This is a genomic window from Fodinicurvata sediminis DSM 21159 (assembly GCF_000420625.1).
In the GTDB taxonomy this organism is placed as follows: Bacteria; Pseudomonadota; Alphaproteobacteria; order Kiloniellales; family DSM-21159; genus Fodinicurvata; species Fodinicurvata sediminis.
On sequence record NZ_ATVH01000013.1, the window covers coordinates 169,359 to 185,011 of the forward strand.

Sequence of the window (15,653 nt, forward strand, 5' to 3'; positions counted from 1 at the left end):
GACGGCATGATGGCGGCGGAAGAAATCGCGCAGACCGATAGGGACGGCGAAAGTCCGGCAGGCCCGCAACGGCGCTGTCTGGCCAGCGGTGCCGTGCGTCCGCGTGAAACTCTGCTGCGTTTTGTTGTGGGGCCGGACCAGACTGTGGTCCCCGACATAGCCAATCGGCTGCCCGGTCGCGGACTTTGGTTGACGCCAGAGCGCCGGATGGTGGAAAAGGCCATGGCGCGCAAGCTGTTTGCCCGGGGTGCAAAGCAGGCGGTGACCGTGCCCGGGGATCTGGCCGATCGCGTCGACCACCTGTTGCAGCAAAGCTGCCTTCGGCTGCTTGGCTTGGCACGCAGGGCTGGCGAAACGGCGGCCGGTTATGACAAGGTGCACGGGCTCCTGAAAAAGGGCGACGCCGCCTTGTTGCTGCAGGCCTCGGATGGATCCCGAGCGCCGCGCACCCGGCTGGCAACCCTTGGCGTCGGACAGACGCCGGGACTTGAGGTAATCGAGCTTTTCACGGCCGACGAGCTGGGAGAGGCTCTGGGACAGTCTCCACGGGTTCACGTGGCGGTTCTCCCCGGCGGTCTGGCCGAACGGCTGCGGCGCGAGGCGGCGCGGCTGAAAGCATATAATGCGGACGAATCCCGGCCGCAACGAGGACAAGCGAGCGTTTGAGAAGATGACGACTACGGACGAAAAGACGGACGGCAAGAAGCCGCTGACGCTGAACAAGAACAAGAAGCTCGAGCTCAAGAAGAAGATCGAGACCGGGCAGGTGCGTCAGAGCTTCAGCCACGGACGCAGCAAGACGGTTCAGGTCGAAGTCAAGCGCAAGCGTGCCTATCGCCCCGAAGACAGCACCGCTGAAGTCGCCTCCCAGCAGGCGGCCGAGAAGCAGCGCAAGGAAGCGGCTGCCCTGCAGGAGCAGGCGGCAGAGGTCGAGAACGACCACAATCTGACGCGCGCCGAACGCGATGCACGCCTGCGCGCCATCGAGAAGGCACGCGAAGAAGCCGAGCGCCGGGCCCGCGAAGAGGAAGAGGCCCGCAAGCGCGCCGCCGAAGAGGAAGCCCGCCGTCAGGCCGAAGAGGAAGAGGCCCGCAAGCGCGCCGAGGAGGAAGAGGCCAACCGCCAGGCTGAAGCCGAGAGCCAGGACGAGACAGACGGCCAGGAGACAGCGGAACCGGCCGAAGGCGAAGCCGATGAGTCGGCCCAGGCAAGCGAAGCTGACCAGGCCAGTGCACAGGAGGCTGCCGAACCCGCAGCTGCACCGCCTGCCGAGGACAAGCCTGCCGCACGCAAGCCGGCACAGCGCGAAGGCGAGGACAGTGAGGCGCGCAACAAGAAGCGCAGCGCAGCCAAGCCCGCCCCCTCACGCGGCAAGGGCGAACAGCGCCGCCGCCAGGGCAAGCTGACAATTACCCGTGCTCTTGACGAGGACGAGGAGGAAGAGCGCCAGCGTTCCCTCGCCGCGGTGCGCCGCAGGCGGGAAAAGGAGAAGGAGCGCTCGCGCGAACAACTGCAACAAGGTTCCAAGATCATTCGAGACGTTGTCATACCCGAGGCCATCACCGTCCAGGAGCTGGCCAACCGCATGGCCGAGCGCGGCGGTGAAGTGGTGAAAACCCTCATGAAACTGGGGGTCATGGCCACCATCAACCAGACCATTGATGCCGACACGGCGGAACTCGTGGTTACTGAATTCGGACACCAGGCCCAGCGTGTCTCGGACGAGGACATCGAACTCGGCCTTGCCGGCGGACCCGATCCCGAAGAGGCGCTGCAGCCCCGCTCGCCCGTGGTGACGGTCATGGGCCATGTGGACCATGGCAAGACCTCGCTGCTGGACGCCCTGCGCTCCACGGACATCGTGGCGCACGAGGCCGGCGGCATCACGCAGCATATCGGCGCCTATCAGATCGTCGTCGAGGGTGGCAGCAAGATCACCTTCATCGACACACCGGGCCACGCAGCCTTCACGGAGATGCGCGCGCGCGGCGCGAATGTCACCGACCTGGTGATCCTGGTGGTGGCCGCCGATGATGGCATCAAGGACCAGACCGTCGAGGCCATCAACCATGCCAAGGCGGCCGGGGTTCCCATCGTTGTCGCCATCAACAAGTGCGACAAGCCCGAAGCCGATCCCGAGCGCGTGAAGACCGAACTGCTGCAGTACGAACTGGTCCCCGAGGACATGGGCGGCGACATCATCTGCGTGGAGGTCTCGGCCATAAGCCGCGATGGCATCAACGATCTGGTGGAATCGCTCCTGCTGCAGTCCGAACTCCTTGAGCTCAAGGCCAACCCCGACCGCAGCGCCAGCGGCGTGGTGGTGGAAGCGCGCCTGGAACAGGGCCGCGGTTCGGTGGCAACCGTCCTGATCCAGCGCGGCACGCTGCGGGTGGGCGACATTTTCGTCACCGGCAGTGAATCCGGACGCGTGCGCGCGCTCTTGAACGATCGCGGCGAGAAGGTTGAGCAGGCCGGTCCCTCCGAGCCCGTCGAGGTGCTGGGCCTGAACGGCACGCCGGAAGCCGGCGATGACTTCGTGGTGGTCGAGGACGATGCCCGCGCACGTGAAGTGGCCGATTTCCGCGGCGAGAAGAAGCGCATGACCCAGTTGGCCAGCGCCACTTCGGGCCGCGGATCGCTGGAACAGATGATGGACCGCATCAAGGAGGGCGAAGCCCAGACCATGCCGATCGTCATCAAGTCCGACGTGCATGGCTCGCTGGAAGCCATAACTTCGGCCCTCGAGAAGCTCGCCACCGACGAGGTGAAGGTCCAGATCCTTCATGCCGGCGTCGGCGGGATCAACGAGTCCGATGTCACCCTGGCGCGTGCTTCAGGCGCTCCGATCATCGCCTTCAACGTGCGTGCCAACGCCCAGGCCCGTGAACTGGCGCGCCGCGACGGCGTGGAGATTCGCTACTATTCGATCATCTACAACGTCATCGATGACGTGAAGGCATTGCTCTCCGGCATGCTTTCGCCCGAACAGCGGGAAACCTTCCTGGGCTATGCGGAAATCCGCGAAGTCTTCAACATCACCCGCGTCGGCAAGGTCGCCGGTTGCATGATCACGGAAGGCCAGGTCAAGCGTGGCGCCAAGGTGCGCCTGCTGCGCGACAATGTGGTGATCCACGACGGCACGCTGAAAACCCTGAAGCGCTTCAAGGATGAAGTGAAGGAAGTGCAGCAGGGTTACGAGTGCGGCATGGCCTTCGAGAACTACAACGACATCCAGGTCGGCGACCAGATCGAGTGTTACGAAATTCGGGAGATCGCGCGCAGCCTGTAATCACAGGCTGCGCCAGGACCTTCGGCAAGGCAGCGAGATCATGACACGCTCATCGGGAAAACCACCCACGCAGCGCCAGTTGCGAGTGGGCGAGCAGCTGCGCCATCAGCTGTCGACCATCGTCAACGCCGGACACGCACGCGACCCGGACCTTCAAGGGGTGAATGTCACCGTTTCCGAAGTCCGTGTCAGCCCCGACCTGAAGAACGCAACAGCCTTCGTCCTGCCGCTCGGCGGCCAGGAAGTCGATCCCGTGGTCGCGGCCCTGAACCGTGCTTCGGCCTTCTTCCGCAAGGAACTGGGGGCTCAGAGCGACCTGCGCTATACACCACGACTGAGTTTCCAGATGGATTCCTCCTTCGACGAAGCCCAGCGTGTCGAGGAACTGCTGCGCCGTGAGCGTGTGCGCCGCGATCTCGATGACTCGGAGACCGCCCGGGCAGACAACCACGAAACGGATGAAGATGGCACGACGTCGTAAGGGGCAGGCCATCAATGGCTGGGTGGTCATCGACAAGCCGTCGGGCATCACCTCCACGGACGTGGTCAACCGCGTGCGCCGTCACCTGGATGCCCGCAAGGCCGGTCACGGCGGCACCCTTGACCCTCTGGCCACGGGTATCCTGCCACTTGCCCTGGGCGAAGCCACCAAGACCGTTTCCTACGTCATGGACGGTGACAAGACCTACCGCTTTTCGCTGCGCTGGGGCGAAGTCACAGATACCGACGATGCCGAAGGCGAGGTGATCGCGCGCAGCGACCTGCGGCCATCGCAGACACAGATCCGCGACGTCCTGGGCAACTTTCATGGCTGGATCGACCAGGTACCGCCGGCTTTTTCAGCCATCAAGGTGGACGGCCAGCGCGCCTATGACCTGGCACGCGACGGTGAGGAGGTCGCCCTGAGCGCACGCCCCGTCTATGTGGACTCGATCGAGCTGGTGGATTTGCCCGATCCCGATACGGCCGTCTTCGAAGTCGCCTGCGGCAAGGGCACCTACATGCGCTCCCTGGCACGCGACCTTGGCGAGGCCCTTGGGACGTGCGCCCACATCTCCGTGCTCCGGCGCCTCTCGGTGGGCGCCTTTGACGAAAGCCATGCAATTTCGCTGGACAGCCTGGAGCAGCTGGAGCATGTTGCGGCCTGCGAGCAGGCCCTGCTTCCTGTCGAGACGGCGCTGGACGACATCCCGGCGTTAGCCTTGACGGAGACCGAGGCGAAAAGAATGCGCAGCGGCCAGGCGGTATCCGTTCTGGCGCGTTCGCATCTACAGCGGCTCCAGGATCTCGAACCCGGCGACACGGTCTGTGCCATGACAGATGGCAGGCTTGTGGCCATTGCCCGTTTCGAGGCTGGAGAGCTGCGTCCGGTCCGCGTGATCAACCCTTGAAGACGGAAAGGACTGACGATGTCGATTACGCCCGAGCGCAAACAGGAAATCATCCAGGAATTCGGTTCCAAGGAAGGCGACACTGGCTCCACTGAAGTGCAGATCGCCATTCTGACGGAACGTATCTCGAACCTGACCGAACACATGCAGAGCCACAAGCAGGACTACCACTCCCGCCGCGGCCTGCTGGTCATGGTCGGACAGCGGCGGCGCCTGCTTGACTATCTCAAGCGGAAGGACAAGAGCCGTTACGAGACCCTGATCAAACGCGTCGGCATCCGCCGCTAGGTCATAGGTATAATGACCGGTCTACACAGAACCCTGACTTCCCTTGACGGAGGTGGGCTGTGTCTGACAATCATCAGCAAGAAATCTATCTTGAGGCGGGTGGCCGGTCGGCACACCCGCCTCGTGTGCAACCGGGCCGTCGCAAGCCGCGCTCCTGCCTTGAAGGCAGGCTGCGCGGCTTTCGCGGGTCCGGTGTTCATTTCACAGCCGGCCAGGACACAAAGGACACAACATGTTTAACGTCACCCGCAAGGAACTCGACTGGGGCGGGCGCAAGCTCGTGCTCGAAACCGGTCGCATGGCGCGCCAGGCCGACGGCGCCGTTCTCGCAACCTATGGCGAAACCGTGGTGCTCTGCACCGCCGTCGGTTCCCGTCAGCCCAAGCCCGGCATCGATTTCTTTCCCCTGACGGTCAACTACCAGGAGAAGACCTTCGCCGCCGGCAAGATCCCGGGCGGCTTCTTCAAACGCGAAGGCCGGCCGACGGAAAAGGAAACACTGACTTCGCGCCTGATCGACCGGCCGATCCGCCCGCTGTTCCACAAGAATTTCCGCAACGAGACCCAGGTCATCTGTACGGTGCTCAGCCACGACCTGGAGAACGACCCGGACATTGTCGCCATGGTCGGCGCCTCTGCAGCCCTGACGCTGTCCGGCCTGCCCTTCATGGGGCCGATCGGCGCGGCCCGCGTCGGACACATCAACGGCGAATACGTGCTCAATCCGCGCATGGACGAGATGCCGAACTCCAAGCTGGACCTGGCTGTGGCCGGGACCCAGGAGGGCGTGCTGATGGTCGAGTCCGAGGCCAGTGAACTCAGTGAAGAAATCATGCTGGGTGCGGTCAACTTCGGCCATGACCAGATGCAGCCGGTGATCGACACCATCATCGCGCTGGCCGAGGAAGCCGCCAAGGAACCCCGCGATGTGCCCGAGGATCCGGAAATCAAGGGCCAGCTCTACAGCGACCTGCAAAAGGAATTCGGCGACCGCCTTGCCACGGCCTATGGTATCGCCGACAAGGTCGAACGCCAGGCCGCGGTGGACGAAGTTCGCACCGCAGCCGAGGAGTCCCTCGGCGAGGACGAAGAGAAGCTTGCCCTCTTCGGCGGCCTCTTCAAGCAGCTGGAAAGCGACATCGTGCGCGGCCAGATCCTCAAGACAGGCCAGCGCATTGACGGTCGCGACACCCGTACGGTCCGTCCCATTGTCGGCGAGACCGGCATCCTGCCGCGCGCGCACGGCTCAGCGCTCTTTACCCGCGGTGAGACGCAGGCCCTGGTGGCGGCAACACTGGGCACCGGTCAGGACGAGCAGATCGTCGATTCGCTGGAAGGCGAGTTCCGCCAGCACTTCATGCTGCACTACAACTTCCCGCCCTATTCCGTGGGCGAGGCCGGCCGCGTCGGCACACCCGGCCGGCGCGAGATCGGCCACGGCAAGCTTGCCTGGCGCGCTCTGAACCCGGTCCTGCCGTCCAAGGAGGACTTCCCCTACACGATTCGCCTGGTCTCCGAGATCACGGAATCCAACGGGTCCTCCTCCATGGCCACGGTCTGTGGCTCCTCCCTGGCCATGATGGACGCCGGCGTGCCGCTGCCGCGGGCCGTGGCCGGCATTGCCATGGGCCTGATCAAGGAAGGCGACGACTATGCCGTCATCTCGGACATCCTGGGCGACGAGGACCACCTGGGTGACATGGACTTCAAGGTGGCCGGCACGGAAGAGGGGGTGACCTCTCTGCAGATGGATATCAAGATCACCTCCATCACCCGCGAGATCATGCAGATTGCCCTGGACCAGGCCAAGGAAGGGCGCCAGCACATCCTTGGCGAAATGTCCAAAGCGATCGGCGCAGCCCGCGAGGGCGTTTCCGGACATGCCCCGCGCATCACCTCGATCAGCGTGCCCAAGGACAAGATTCGTGACCTGATCGGGACCGGCGGCAAGGTGATCCGCGAAATCTGCGAGACGACCGGCGCCAAGATCGACATCGAGGATGACGGATCGGTCAAGGTCGCGGCCACCAGTGACAGCTCCATGAAGGAAGCCCTGGACTGGATCGAATCCATCGTGGCCGAACCCGAGGTCGGCAAGATCTATGACGGCAAGGTCGTCAAGATCATGGACTTCGGCGCCTTCGTGAACTTCCTGGGACCGCGCGACGGGCTGGTCCATATCAGCCAGTTGGCCCAGGAGCGTGTCGGCAAGGTCGATGACGTCGTGAAGGAAGGCGATACGGTCAAGGTCAAGGTCATCGGCCTCGACGACCGCGGCAAGGTCAAGCTCTCCATGAAGGTTGTCGACCAGGAAACCGGCGAAGACCTGCAGGAAGCGGAAGAAACCGCCTGAGCGGCAGCCTTCTGGCAAGAAGTTTCGGGCGCCGGCAGATGCTGCCGGCGCCCTTTTTCTTTGTGCAACGCCTTTATCACGTCGCCTTTCCAGCCTATGTCATGCAGAAGCCCAGAGGGCAACACCAGCTGGCGAAGGGAGCATCAGCTTGAGCAACGAGGACGCCTACAACGATCCGGGATTCCGCGCCGCCAATCATCTGATCGGGCGTCAGGACAGCGCGGACTGGGAGCTCGACCTGCGTGGACTCGACCTGGCACATGCCTGTGCTTCGATCGACCGCATGGTCGAGCGAAACCGTTTCGGAGAGGCCAAGTCCGTGACCATCCGGTTGGACCCGGCCACACCGGAAAGCGGGGAAACGCTCTTCCTGCCCATAGGCCGTTACCTACTGGAACTCATGCGCCGGGAACTGGTCCTGCGCTTCAATCCCCTCTCCACCGACAAGGGCGCCGGTTTCCTTGTGGAACTGCCCGGCCGCAGTGAAGCGCAGCACCCTGAGCATGAAGACACCCCGGTAACGGAACCGACGGATCCCGACTCGCATGAACCCACCGGCGCCTGACGCAGGCATTTACCGCGTGCTGCAGGACGCGCCGCCCAGAACGCAGAAACGCGCACAATGGGGATGATTCAGCGAGACCTCACCGAGGGATTCGGCCAGGCTGGTACCCATGTCGTGACTCCCGTCATGGGGCAATAGCGTACAGGGGAGGACCTTGGGACTCGGTTCGCCCTTGCGTTTGACCACCATGCGCGAGGAGGCGCACATGATCGAGTCCGGGGCCACACCCAGGATCGACCAGCACTCCGTCGTGATCTCGGGGACATCGGCCGTCTCGTCCATCTCGGGGAAGAGCACCAGTTGGGCCGGATCGTCCGCATCCAGCGGCAGGTCCAGCTCTCGGAACAGGCGCGCGTAGCCGGCCCTGAGCGAGGCTTCGCCCTCGCCGGAAAGATCGCGGCCGGCAACGTCGATGGCAAAGCCCTGTTCCGCCAACCAGCAAATGCCTTCGATAGCAGGGATCCAGCTGCGTGGACCACGCTCGGCTTCATGCACCTCTTGGCCATAGTGGTCCAGCGAGACACGCAGGATCAGTTTGCCCTCGGCCATTGGCTGCAGGGCCTTGAGCTCGTCCGCACGCTTCATCATGGGGCGCATGGCGTTGGTCAGCAGCAGCACGCGATAGCCGCGCTCCAGGCAAAGCCGCAGGATGTCGATGATATCCGGATTCATGAAAGGCTCGCCGCCGGTCAAGCCGATTTCGTTTGTTCCCAGATCCAGGGCTTCGATCTCGTCCAGATATGCAACCACCTCGTCCCGGGAGATATAGGCCAGGCTGTCATTGCGCGGGCTGGATTCGATGTAGCAATGCGTGCATGCCAGGTTGCAGAGCGTCCCCGTATTGAACCAAAGCGTATCCAGTCGCTTCAGGGCCACATGGGCGCGCTCCGCCCCATCGGCCGTGATTTCCGGGTCGCGGAACTTGAGTCTGCTCTGCGGTCGTTCTGTCAGCGTTGTCATCGTAGCCTTGTCACTCCTTGCGGCTGATTCACGAACCAACCTGCATGTCCGCCATCGCCGCGACAAGCGCCCAGCCCCCTTGTTCACGCAGGTTTGATCGCCCAACCCGGCTGGCCTGGCAGGCAGCCCTGTCATTTGCGAATAGCGGCCCTGTCCGCACGAGCCACGCGCAATCGTGGAAAGTCGTGGCGCAGTGCTGGTAAGAATGGAAACTCATGTGACCCGGACGATGCAACGGAACAAGGAACCTTGATGTCCAAGGCCAGAGGCGACCAGGAGAGCGCTACGAAGGAACAGCGAACCTCTCAAGAGGACAGCCCCCATCCAGGCATGGGCTTTGCCGAGTTCGTCACCATCGTGGCTGCTATGATGGCCGTGAATGCCCTTGCCATTGACATCATGCTGCCGGCCCTGCCCTCCATCGGCAACAGTCTGAACGTCACCGAGGAGAATCGCATCCAGCTGGTGATCACCGCCTACCTGATCGGTTTCGGTTTCACACAGCTGTTCTACGGCACCCTTTCGGACCGTTATGGGCGCAAACCCATCCTGATCGCGGGGCTTCTGATCTATGCCCTGTTCGGCGCCCTCTCGGTCATTGCCACCTCCTTTGAACAGGTGCTCTTTGCCCGCCTGATGCAGGGCGTTGGCGCCGCGGCCAGCCGGGTCATCGCCCTGTCCCTAGTACGCGACTGCTATGGGGGCCGTCGCATGGCCAAGGTCATGTCCCTGGTCATGATCGTCTTCATCGCCGTACCCGTGGTCGCCCCGTCCCTCGGGCAGATCCTCGTGCTCCTCGGACCCTGGCGCCTTATCTTCGCGGTCCTGACGGTCATGGGACTCGTCCTCATCCTCTGGACCCTGCTGCGTCTGCCCGAAACTCTGCCGCGCGAGCGGCGTATCGCCATTTCTCCCAAATCCATCGCCACCTCCTTCCGCATTGTCCTGACCACACGCATCACCGTGGGCTATGCCCTGGCGGCCACGGTGGTGATGGGCAGCCTGTTCGGATTCATCAATTCCTCGCAGCAGATCTTCGTCGACGTCTTCGAAATCGGTGCCATATTTCCGCTGGCATTCGCCTCGATCGCACTCTTCATGGCCATGGCCTCGGTCACCAATTCGCGTATCGTCGAGCGCCTGGGCATGCGCCGGGTCTCGCATTCTGCCCTGCTGCTCTTCACGGCCGCCGGAATCGTCCACAGCCTGATCAATCTGCTCGGCTTGGAGACCGTCTGGTTGTTCATTGCCATGCAGGCCATCACCATGTTCGCCTTCGGCCTGGTCATGCCGAATTTCAATTCCATCGCCATGGACCCCGTGGGCCAGGTTGCGGGCACCGCCTCCTCCTTCCTGGGGTTCATCACCACCCTGGGCGGCGCCCTTCTCGGCTATTTCATCGGACAGGCCTTCAACGGCACGCCGCTGCCCATGGCTCTGGGCTTTGCCGGACTGGGCATTGCATCGACCATGATCGTTCTGGTTACCGAGAAGGGGCGCCTGTTTCGCGGCGTCTACGACTGAGAAGCTTCTGGCCTCCAGGGGCTGGCCGGAGATTTAATGTCGCCGGGGATTAATTTTGATGGCGCGGCTTGTTATGCAGGCGGCTTTGCGGCAAGTTTGCGGCGCCGAATTGCATGACATGAACAGACGGTCGAAGCCCGGCCTACCCATATAGCGAGGGCGCCGGATTTCCGGGGAGAAACAGCGTATGAGCAAGGAACAGAGCTACGACTTGGTTGTGATCGGCGGCGGGCCGGGCGGATATGTCTGCGCCATTCGGGCCGCGCAACTGGGTATGAAGGTGGCCTGCGTGGAAAAACGCGAAACCCTGGGTGGCACCTGCCTCAACATCGGCTGCATCCCCTCCAAGGCATTGCTCCAGGCCTCGGAAAAGTACGAAGAGGCCCAACATGGCCTGGGGGCTTTCGGAGTCAAGGTGGACAAGCTTTCACTCGACCTTCCGGGCATGATGGGTCACAAGGATTCCGTGGTGGAAGCCAACGTGAAGGGCATCGAATTCCTCTTCAAGAAGCACAAGATCGACTGGCTCAAGGGGACAGGCGAGATCACCGGCAAGGGTGAAGTCACGGTCGACGGCAAGACCAAGGTCGAGGCCAAGAGCATCGTCATCGCCACCGGCTCCGGCCACATGGACCTGCCCGGCCTGGAGGTCGACGAGAAGCGCATTGTGTCTTCGACCGGCGCGCTTTCGCTGTCCAAGGTGCCCAAGCACATGGTCGTGGTCGGCGGTGGTTACATCGGTCTTGAGATGGGTTCGGTCTGGCAGAGGCTGGGCGCTGAAGTCACGGTGGTGGAATTCCTGGACCGCCTGGTCCCGGGCATGGACAGCGATATCTCCAAGCAGTTCAAGCGCACGCTGTCCAAGCAGGGCATGAAGTTCAAGCTGTCCACCAAGGTCACCGGCGCCAAGGTGAACAAGACCAACATCAAGCTGCAGGTCGAACCGGCCAAGGGCGGCGACGGCGAGGAAATCACCTGTGACAGCGTCCTGGTGGCCATCGGCCGCAAGCCCCATACGGAAGGCCTGGGACTGGACAAGGTCGGCGTGGAACTCGACGAGCGCGGGCGCGTGCGAACGGATGGCCATTTCGCCACCTCGATCGAGGGCATCTATGCCATCGGGGACGTCATCGAGGGGCCGATGTTGGCTCACAAGGCCGAGGAGGAAGGCGTCGCCATTGCCGAAATCCTGGCCGGCCAGAAAGGCCATGTGAACTACGAGACCGTGCCCGGCATCGTCTACACCTGGCCGGAAGTGGCCTCGGTCGGCAAGACAGAGGACACTCTCAAGGAAGAGGGTGTGGACTACAACGTGGGTAAGTTCCCCTTTAGCGCAAACGGGCGCGCCCGGGCGATGAACGCCACCGAGGGCTTCGTGAAAGTGCTGGCCGACAAGGCCACCGATCGCCTGCTGGGCGCGCACATCATTGGTCCGGATGCGGGAAGCCTGGTCCACGAAGCCGTCATCACGATGGAATTCGGTGGTTCGGCCGAGGATCTGGCGCGCGCCTTCCACGGCCATCCGACCCTGAACGAAGCGGTCAAGGAGGCAGCTCTGGCCGTCCATGGACGGCCGCTGCACACCTGATGAACGCTACTCCTCGGCTGCCGACGTGCGCGCCGCGAAACGGTCCATTTTCTGGGCCAGCTTGATGTCCAGATCGGTCACACCGCCAGCGTCATGGGTTGACAGGGTGATGTCAACGCGGTTGTAAACATTGAACCACTCGGGATGGTGATCCATCTTTTCTGCAGCCATGGCCACACGGGACATGAATCCCCAGGCCTCATTGAAAGACTTGAACCGGTAGGATTTGGCAATCGCGTCCCGCCCATCGACTTCCTGCCAGCCCGGCAGGTCGGCAAGGGCGGACTTGCGGGCATCGTCTTGAAGTTTCTCGCGCATGGTCTCTGCCTGTTTCCTTTGTGTCTCGACAAGGCTCAGGTGGCGGTGCCAAGCTCTCCGGTCAAGGAACGGTTTTTATGCTCTTGAAGAGACAGTTGATGAGCCAGTCTGAACTTTTGCACAGCTTCGGCGCACCGCCCAGCCTTCCCGATATGGAAAGCATGGCCAGGGAAGCCTTGATGGCAATTCCCCTGGAACTGCGGCGCTTTACCGGAGACGTCGCCATTCGGGTCGAGGATTTCCCGGATGAACAGGTTCTAGAGGCCATGGACCTTGAATCACCCTTCGACCTGCTGGGGCTCTACCAGGGTGTGGATCTGACGCGTCGCGGGGTCAGTGACCAGCCCGAAGATCTTGACATGATCTTCCTCTACCGTCGCCCCATCCTGGATTACTGGTGCGAAAGCGAGGAAGACCTGACACGCATCGTCCGACATGTCCTGATCCATGAAATCGGCCATCATTTCGGCCTTTCGGATGAGGACATGGAGCGCATAGAACAGTCGCCCTGACCGCAATGGCAGGCACTGAAGCCCCTTCGCGGGGGTTTGCCGGGTGGTCGCCAAGCAGATCTCGAAGCTGTGGGACTGCACGGCAGTATGAAAATCGGTTAGACCTGTCCTGAAACAGCTTCGAGGATTCATGGCGACACCCTCCCAAAAGACCCTTGGCCCAGGAAAGGCGGAAAGCCTGCGTGATCTCGTGTCCAGGCTGCCAGCGCATGGCGGCCGCACCGCGATCGCATCGGTACAGGGAGAGTCCGTTACCTCCATCAGCTATGCGGATCTGGGCGATCAGGCCGAGACCCTGGCCCGGGCCCTTTTGGCGGAAGGCCTGGGTGCCGACGATCACGTCCTGCTGTTCGGCCCAAATTCCATCGACTGGGCCGTGGTGCGCCTGGCATTGGCCTGCCTCGGCGCCGTCACGGTCGCCCTGGACGATCTGACGAGCGATGTCGAACTGGAGGTTCTGGTCCCTGATTCCGGTGCCAAGGCCGCTTTTCTTGCCGAAGGTCATGTGGAGCGCGTTCGCGGCGTAGCCGACAGACAGGAACTCGATCTCAAACTCTTTCGCCTGGACGGAATCGGGGCCAGTCCCGACAGTCCCCGGCACTGGCAGGAGCTGCAGGCAGGCTCCAGCAGCGCTCTCCCGCCCCTGGACCCGGATGATCCGCAGATGCTGGTCTACACCTCCGGCACGACGGGAACGCCCAAGAGCTTCTACCTCAGCCATGCCAATGTGCTGCACAATGTCCATGCCCTTCTGGAACAGAGGGTGGTCGCCCCGCGCGACCGGGTGCTGCTGCCCTTGCCGCTGCATCACGTCTTTCCCCTGACCATCGGGCTGCTGACCGCCCTGTCCGGGGGCAGTACCCTGGTGCTGCCGGAAGGGGTCTCGGGACAGCAGATCATGACCGCGCTGCGCATCGGGCGCGTCAGTGCCGTAGTCGGTGTTCCCAAACTCTACGCCGCGCTTTATTCCGGAATCCGCAGTCGTGTCGACTCTTCGGGGCTGCCTGCACGCCTGCTGTTTCGCATGCTCTTTGCGCTTTCCTACGGCTTGCGCCGCTACGCCGGCCTCAGGGTCGGACGGCAGCTGTTCCGCAGCCTGCATCGACGGCTTGCCCCGAACCTCTGGCTGCTCGCCTCGGGCGGGGCCCGCTTCGAGCCGGACCTGATCTGGAATCTGGAAAGCCTGGGCTGGGACACCCGCAGTGGATGGGGCCTTGCGGAAACCTCCTCGATCCTGACCAACAATGGTGGCGGGCGTCACAAGAAGATTGGCACCGAGGGGCGTGTGCTGAAAGGCATGGACCTGCGTGTCGCGGACGCCGATGAGCATGGCGTTGGAGAACTGCAGGCACGCGGTCCGTCCCTCTTCCAGGGATATCGCAACCACGAACAGGCCAACGCCGAAGCCTTCACAGAGGATGGCTGGTTCCGGACTGGCGATCTGGGGAACATCGACAGCCAGGGCTTTGTAACCATCCAGGGCCGGGTCAAGGAGATGATTGTCCTGGGTGGCGGCAAGAACGTCTTTCCCGAGGAAGTCGAGAAGGTCTATGTCCAGCATCCGGCCATCGAGGAAATCGCGATCCTGGAGCAGAACGACTCCCTGGTCGCCCTGGTGGTCCCCAATCAGGCCGAAATCGGGCGCGGCAACAACCTTCAGATCGACCAGGTCATCCGTATCGCACTCAGCGAACAGGGCCAGGGCCTGGCCCCCTATCAACGCCCGACCGGCTTTGCCATCAGCCGCGAAGCCCTGCCGCGCACCCGGCTTGGCAAATATCAGCGTTTCAAGTTGCCCGAGCTCTACCGGAAGGCCCGCGCCGGCATCACCGCGCGAGCGGACTCCTCCCTCGACGAAGCCGACCGCGCCCTGCTCGACAGTCCTCCCGCCGGCGAGATCTTCAGCTACATGAAGGCGCGTTACGCGGACCGGCCCGTGGATCTGGACGCATCCCTGCAACTGGACCTGGGCATCGATTCCCTGGAATGGGTGACACTTGCGCTTGAACTGGAGCACCGCTTCGGTTTCCAGCTGTCCAACGAGGAAGCGGGCGAGATCGGCAGCCTGCGCGAACTTCTGCAAAGAAGCCTGCAGGAGGCCACCGGCAGAGCAGGAGCCGACCAGCCCCGCGAGATTATCGCGCCGCTGTCCGAGGAGGAACGCCGCTGGCTGGCACCACGCCGCGCGTACGAACAGGTCATTGGTGCCGGTCTCTATGCCGTCGACTGGCTGCTGATGCGCGGACTCTTCCGCCTGACTGTCCGTGGCGAGGAACACCTGCCCCTCGTCTCTCAGAACCCGACGATCTATATTGCCAACCACGTCAGTGATCTGGACCCTCTGGCCCTAGCGGCGGCACTTGGCTACCGCAGGCTCTCCCGCGCCTGGTGGAGCGGTGACCAGGGGCGGCTTTTCGGAAGTCGTTCCGGTCGTCTTCTGGCCCGCTCGGCGCGCATGTTCCCTGTCGATGAACGGCGCCCAACCTCGGCCCTGTCCTTTGCCTTGGAAGTCCTGGAACGGGGCGAATCCGTGATCTGGTTTCCGGAGTCCTGGCGATCCCCCGATGGGGAGTTGCAGAAATTCCTGCCGGGTATTGGACATCTGGTCTTGAATGCGCCCAAGGAGGTTCAGGTTGTCCCGGCCCGCCTGGCCGGGACGTTCGAGGCTCTGCCCCGCACGCGCCGCCTGCCCCGTCTCAAGGCGCTTCGCGTCAGCTTCGGGACGCCCATTGCCCGCGAACGCCTGGCCCAGGCGGAAACGCCTGAAGCCATGGCGGAACTGCTGCGTGGTGAAATGGCGATTCTGCCGAAAAAGCGACGCTGACACCCATATTCGGCAGAAACTGGCCCAAATTTGGCTCG

The 15,653-nt window shown here is 63.0% G+C and carries 13 protein-coding genes; 11 read left to right on the forward strand and 2 right to left on the reverse strand.

Annotated features, from left to right (window positions below):
- Positions 1–6 precede the first annotated feature (6 nt).
- The 7 genes from G502_RS18880 to G502_RS18885 all read left to right on the forward strand — a co-directional run bounded on the left by G502_RS18880 (position 7) and on the right by G502_RS18885 (position 7,889).
- On the forward strand, positions 7–666 hold the full coding sequence (locus G502_RS18880; RefSeq protein WP_022727728.1) for an RNA-binding protein: 660 nt from the start codon (positions 7–9) through the stop codon (positions 664–666).
- Positions 667–670: 4 nt separating this feature from the next.
- Positions 671–3,292, forward strand: coding sequence for a translation initiation factor IF-2 (infB, locus tag G502_RS0105865; protein WP_026989123.1), 2,622 nt, complete (start codon positions 671–673; stop codon positions 3,290–3,292).
- 40 nt (positions 3,293–3,332) lie between these two features.
- Positions 3,333–3,773, forward strand: coding sequence for a 30S ribosome-binding factor RbfA (rbfA, locus tag G502_RS0105870; protein ID WP_022727730.1), 441 nt, complete (start codon positions 3,333–3,335; stop codon positions 3,771–3,773).
- Entirely contained in the window at positions 3,757–4,683 is a 927-nt protein-coding gene (truB, locus tag G502_RS0105875) for a tRNA pseudouridine(55) synthase TruB (RefSeq protein WP_022727731.1), read from the forward strand. Before rbfA ends, truB begins: the two co-directional genes overlap by 17 nt.
- 18 nt (positions 4,684–4,701) lie before the next feature.
- Positions 4,702–4,971: a 30S ribosomal protein S15 gene (rpsO, locus tag G502_RS0105880; protein WP_022727732.1), complete on the forward strand. Its 270-nt coding sequence runs from the start codon at positions 4,702–4,704 to the stop codon at positions 4,969–4,971.
- A gap of 232 nt (positions 4,972–5,203) precedes the next feature.
- Positions 5,204–7,324, forward strand: coding sequence for a polyribonucleotide nucleotidyltransferase (pnp, locus tag G502_RS0105885; RefSeq protein WP_022727733.1), 2,121 nt, complete (start codon positions 5,204–5,206; stop codon positions 7,322–7,324).
- 148 nt (positions 7,325–7,472) lie between these two features.
- Positions 7,473–7,889: a hypothetical protein gene (locus G502_RS18885; protein ID WP_022727735.1), complete on the forward strand. Its 417-nt coding sequence runs from the start codon at positions 7,473–7,475 to the stop codon at positions 7,887–7,889.
- Positions 7,890–7,898: 9 nt separating this feature from the next.
- Here the strand turns inward: G502_RS18885 and G502_RS0105900 are convergent, their stop codons facing one another.
- Positions 7,899–8,849, reverse strand: a complete 951-nt coding sequence (locus G502_RS0105900) for a radical SAM protein (protein ID WP_022727736.1) — start codon at positions 8,847–8,849, stop codon at positions 7,899–7,901.
- 252 nt (positions 8,850–9,101) lie between these two features.
- On the opposite strand from G502_RS0105900, the gene G502_RS0105905 reads away from it, so the two are divergent.
- Positions 9,102–10,373, forward strand: coding sequence for a multidrug effflux MFS transporter (locus G502_RS0105905; protein WP_245560725.1), 1,272 nt, complete (start codon positions 9,102–9,104; stop codon positions 10,371–10,373).
- A gap of 187 nt (positions 10,374–10,560) precedes the next feature.
- On the forward strand, positions 10,561–11,961 hold the full coding sequence (gene lpdA / locus G502_RS0105910) for a dihydrolipoyl dehydrogenase (protein ID WP_022727738.1): 1,401 nt from the start codon (positions 10,561–10,563) through the stop codon (positions 11,959–11,961).
- Positions 11,962–11,967: 6 nt separating this feature from the next.
- Here the strand turns inward: lpdA and G502_RS0105915 are convergent, their stop codons facing one another.
- A complete protein-coding gene (locus G502_RS0105915) occupies positions 11,968–12,318 on the reverse strand; it encodes a 4a-hydroxytetrahydrobiopterin dehydratase (RefSeq protein ID WP_281170022.1) in 351 nt (116 codons plus the stop codon).
- Between the two features lie 59 nt (positions 12,319–12,377).
- Here G502_RS0105915 and G502_RS0105920 point away from each other — a divergent pair, with 59 nt between their 5' ends.
- Together G502_RS0105920 and G502_RS18890 are read left to right on the forward strand one after the other, a co-directional pair.
- A complete protein-coding gene (locus G502_RS0105920; protein WP_022727740.1) occupies positions 12,378–12,791 on the forward strand; it encodes a metallopeptidase family protein in 414 nt (137 codons plus the stop codon).
- Between the two features lie 130 nt (positions 12,792–12,921).
- Entirely contained in the window at positions 12,922–15,615 is a 2,694-nt protein-coding gene (locus G502_RS18890) for an AMP-binding protein (RefSeq protein WP_022727741.1), read from the forward strand.
- The last annotated feature ends 38 nt before the right edge of the window (positions 15,616–15,653 follow it).

Bases quoted from the DNA above. Each gene is read 5' to 3' on its own strand.
- G502_RS18880 (WP_022727728.1), top strand. From the start codon at position 7: ATGATGGCGGCGGAAGAAATCGCGCAGACCGATAGGGACGGCGAAAGT.
- infB (WP_026989123.1), top strand. From the start codon at position 671: ATGACGACTACGGACGAAAAGACGGACGGCAAGAAGCCGCTGACGCTG.
- rbfA (WP_022727730.1), top strand. From the start codon at position 3,333: ATGACACGCTCATCGGGAAAACCACCCACGCAGCGCCAGTTGCGAGTG.
- truB (WP_022727731.1), top strand. From the start codon at position 3,757: ATGGCACGACGTCGTAAGGGGCAGGCCATCAATGGCTGGGTGGTCATC.
- rpsO (WP_022727732.1), top strand. From the start codon at position 4,702: ATGTCGATTACGCCCGAGCGCAAACAGGAAATCATCCAGGAATTCGGT.
- pnp (WP_022727733.1), top strand. From the start codon at position 5,204: ATGTTTAACGTCACCCGCAAGGAACTCGACTGGGGCGGGCGCAAGCTC.
- G502_RS0105900 (WP_022727736.1), bottom strand. From the start codon at position 8,849: ATGACAACGCTGACAGAACGACCGCAGAGCAGACTCAAGTTCCGCGAC.
- G502_RS0105905 (WP_245560725.1), top strand. From the start codon at position 9,102: ATGTCCAAGGCCAGAGGCGACCAGGAGAGCGCTACGAAGGAACAGCGA.
- lpdA (WP_022727738.1), top strand. From the start codon at position 10,561: ATGAGCAAGGAACAGAGCTACGACTTGGTTGTGATCGGCGGCGGGCCG.
- G502_RS0105920 (WP_022727740.1), top strand. From the start codon at position 12,378: ATGAGCCAGTCTGAACTTTTGCACAGCTTCGGCGCACCGCCCAGCCTT.
- G502_RS18890 (WP_022727741.1), top strand. From the start codon at position 12,922: ATGGCGACACCCTCCCAAAAGACCCTTGGCCCAGGAAAGGCGGAAAGC.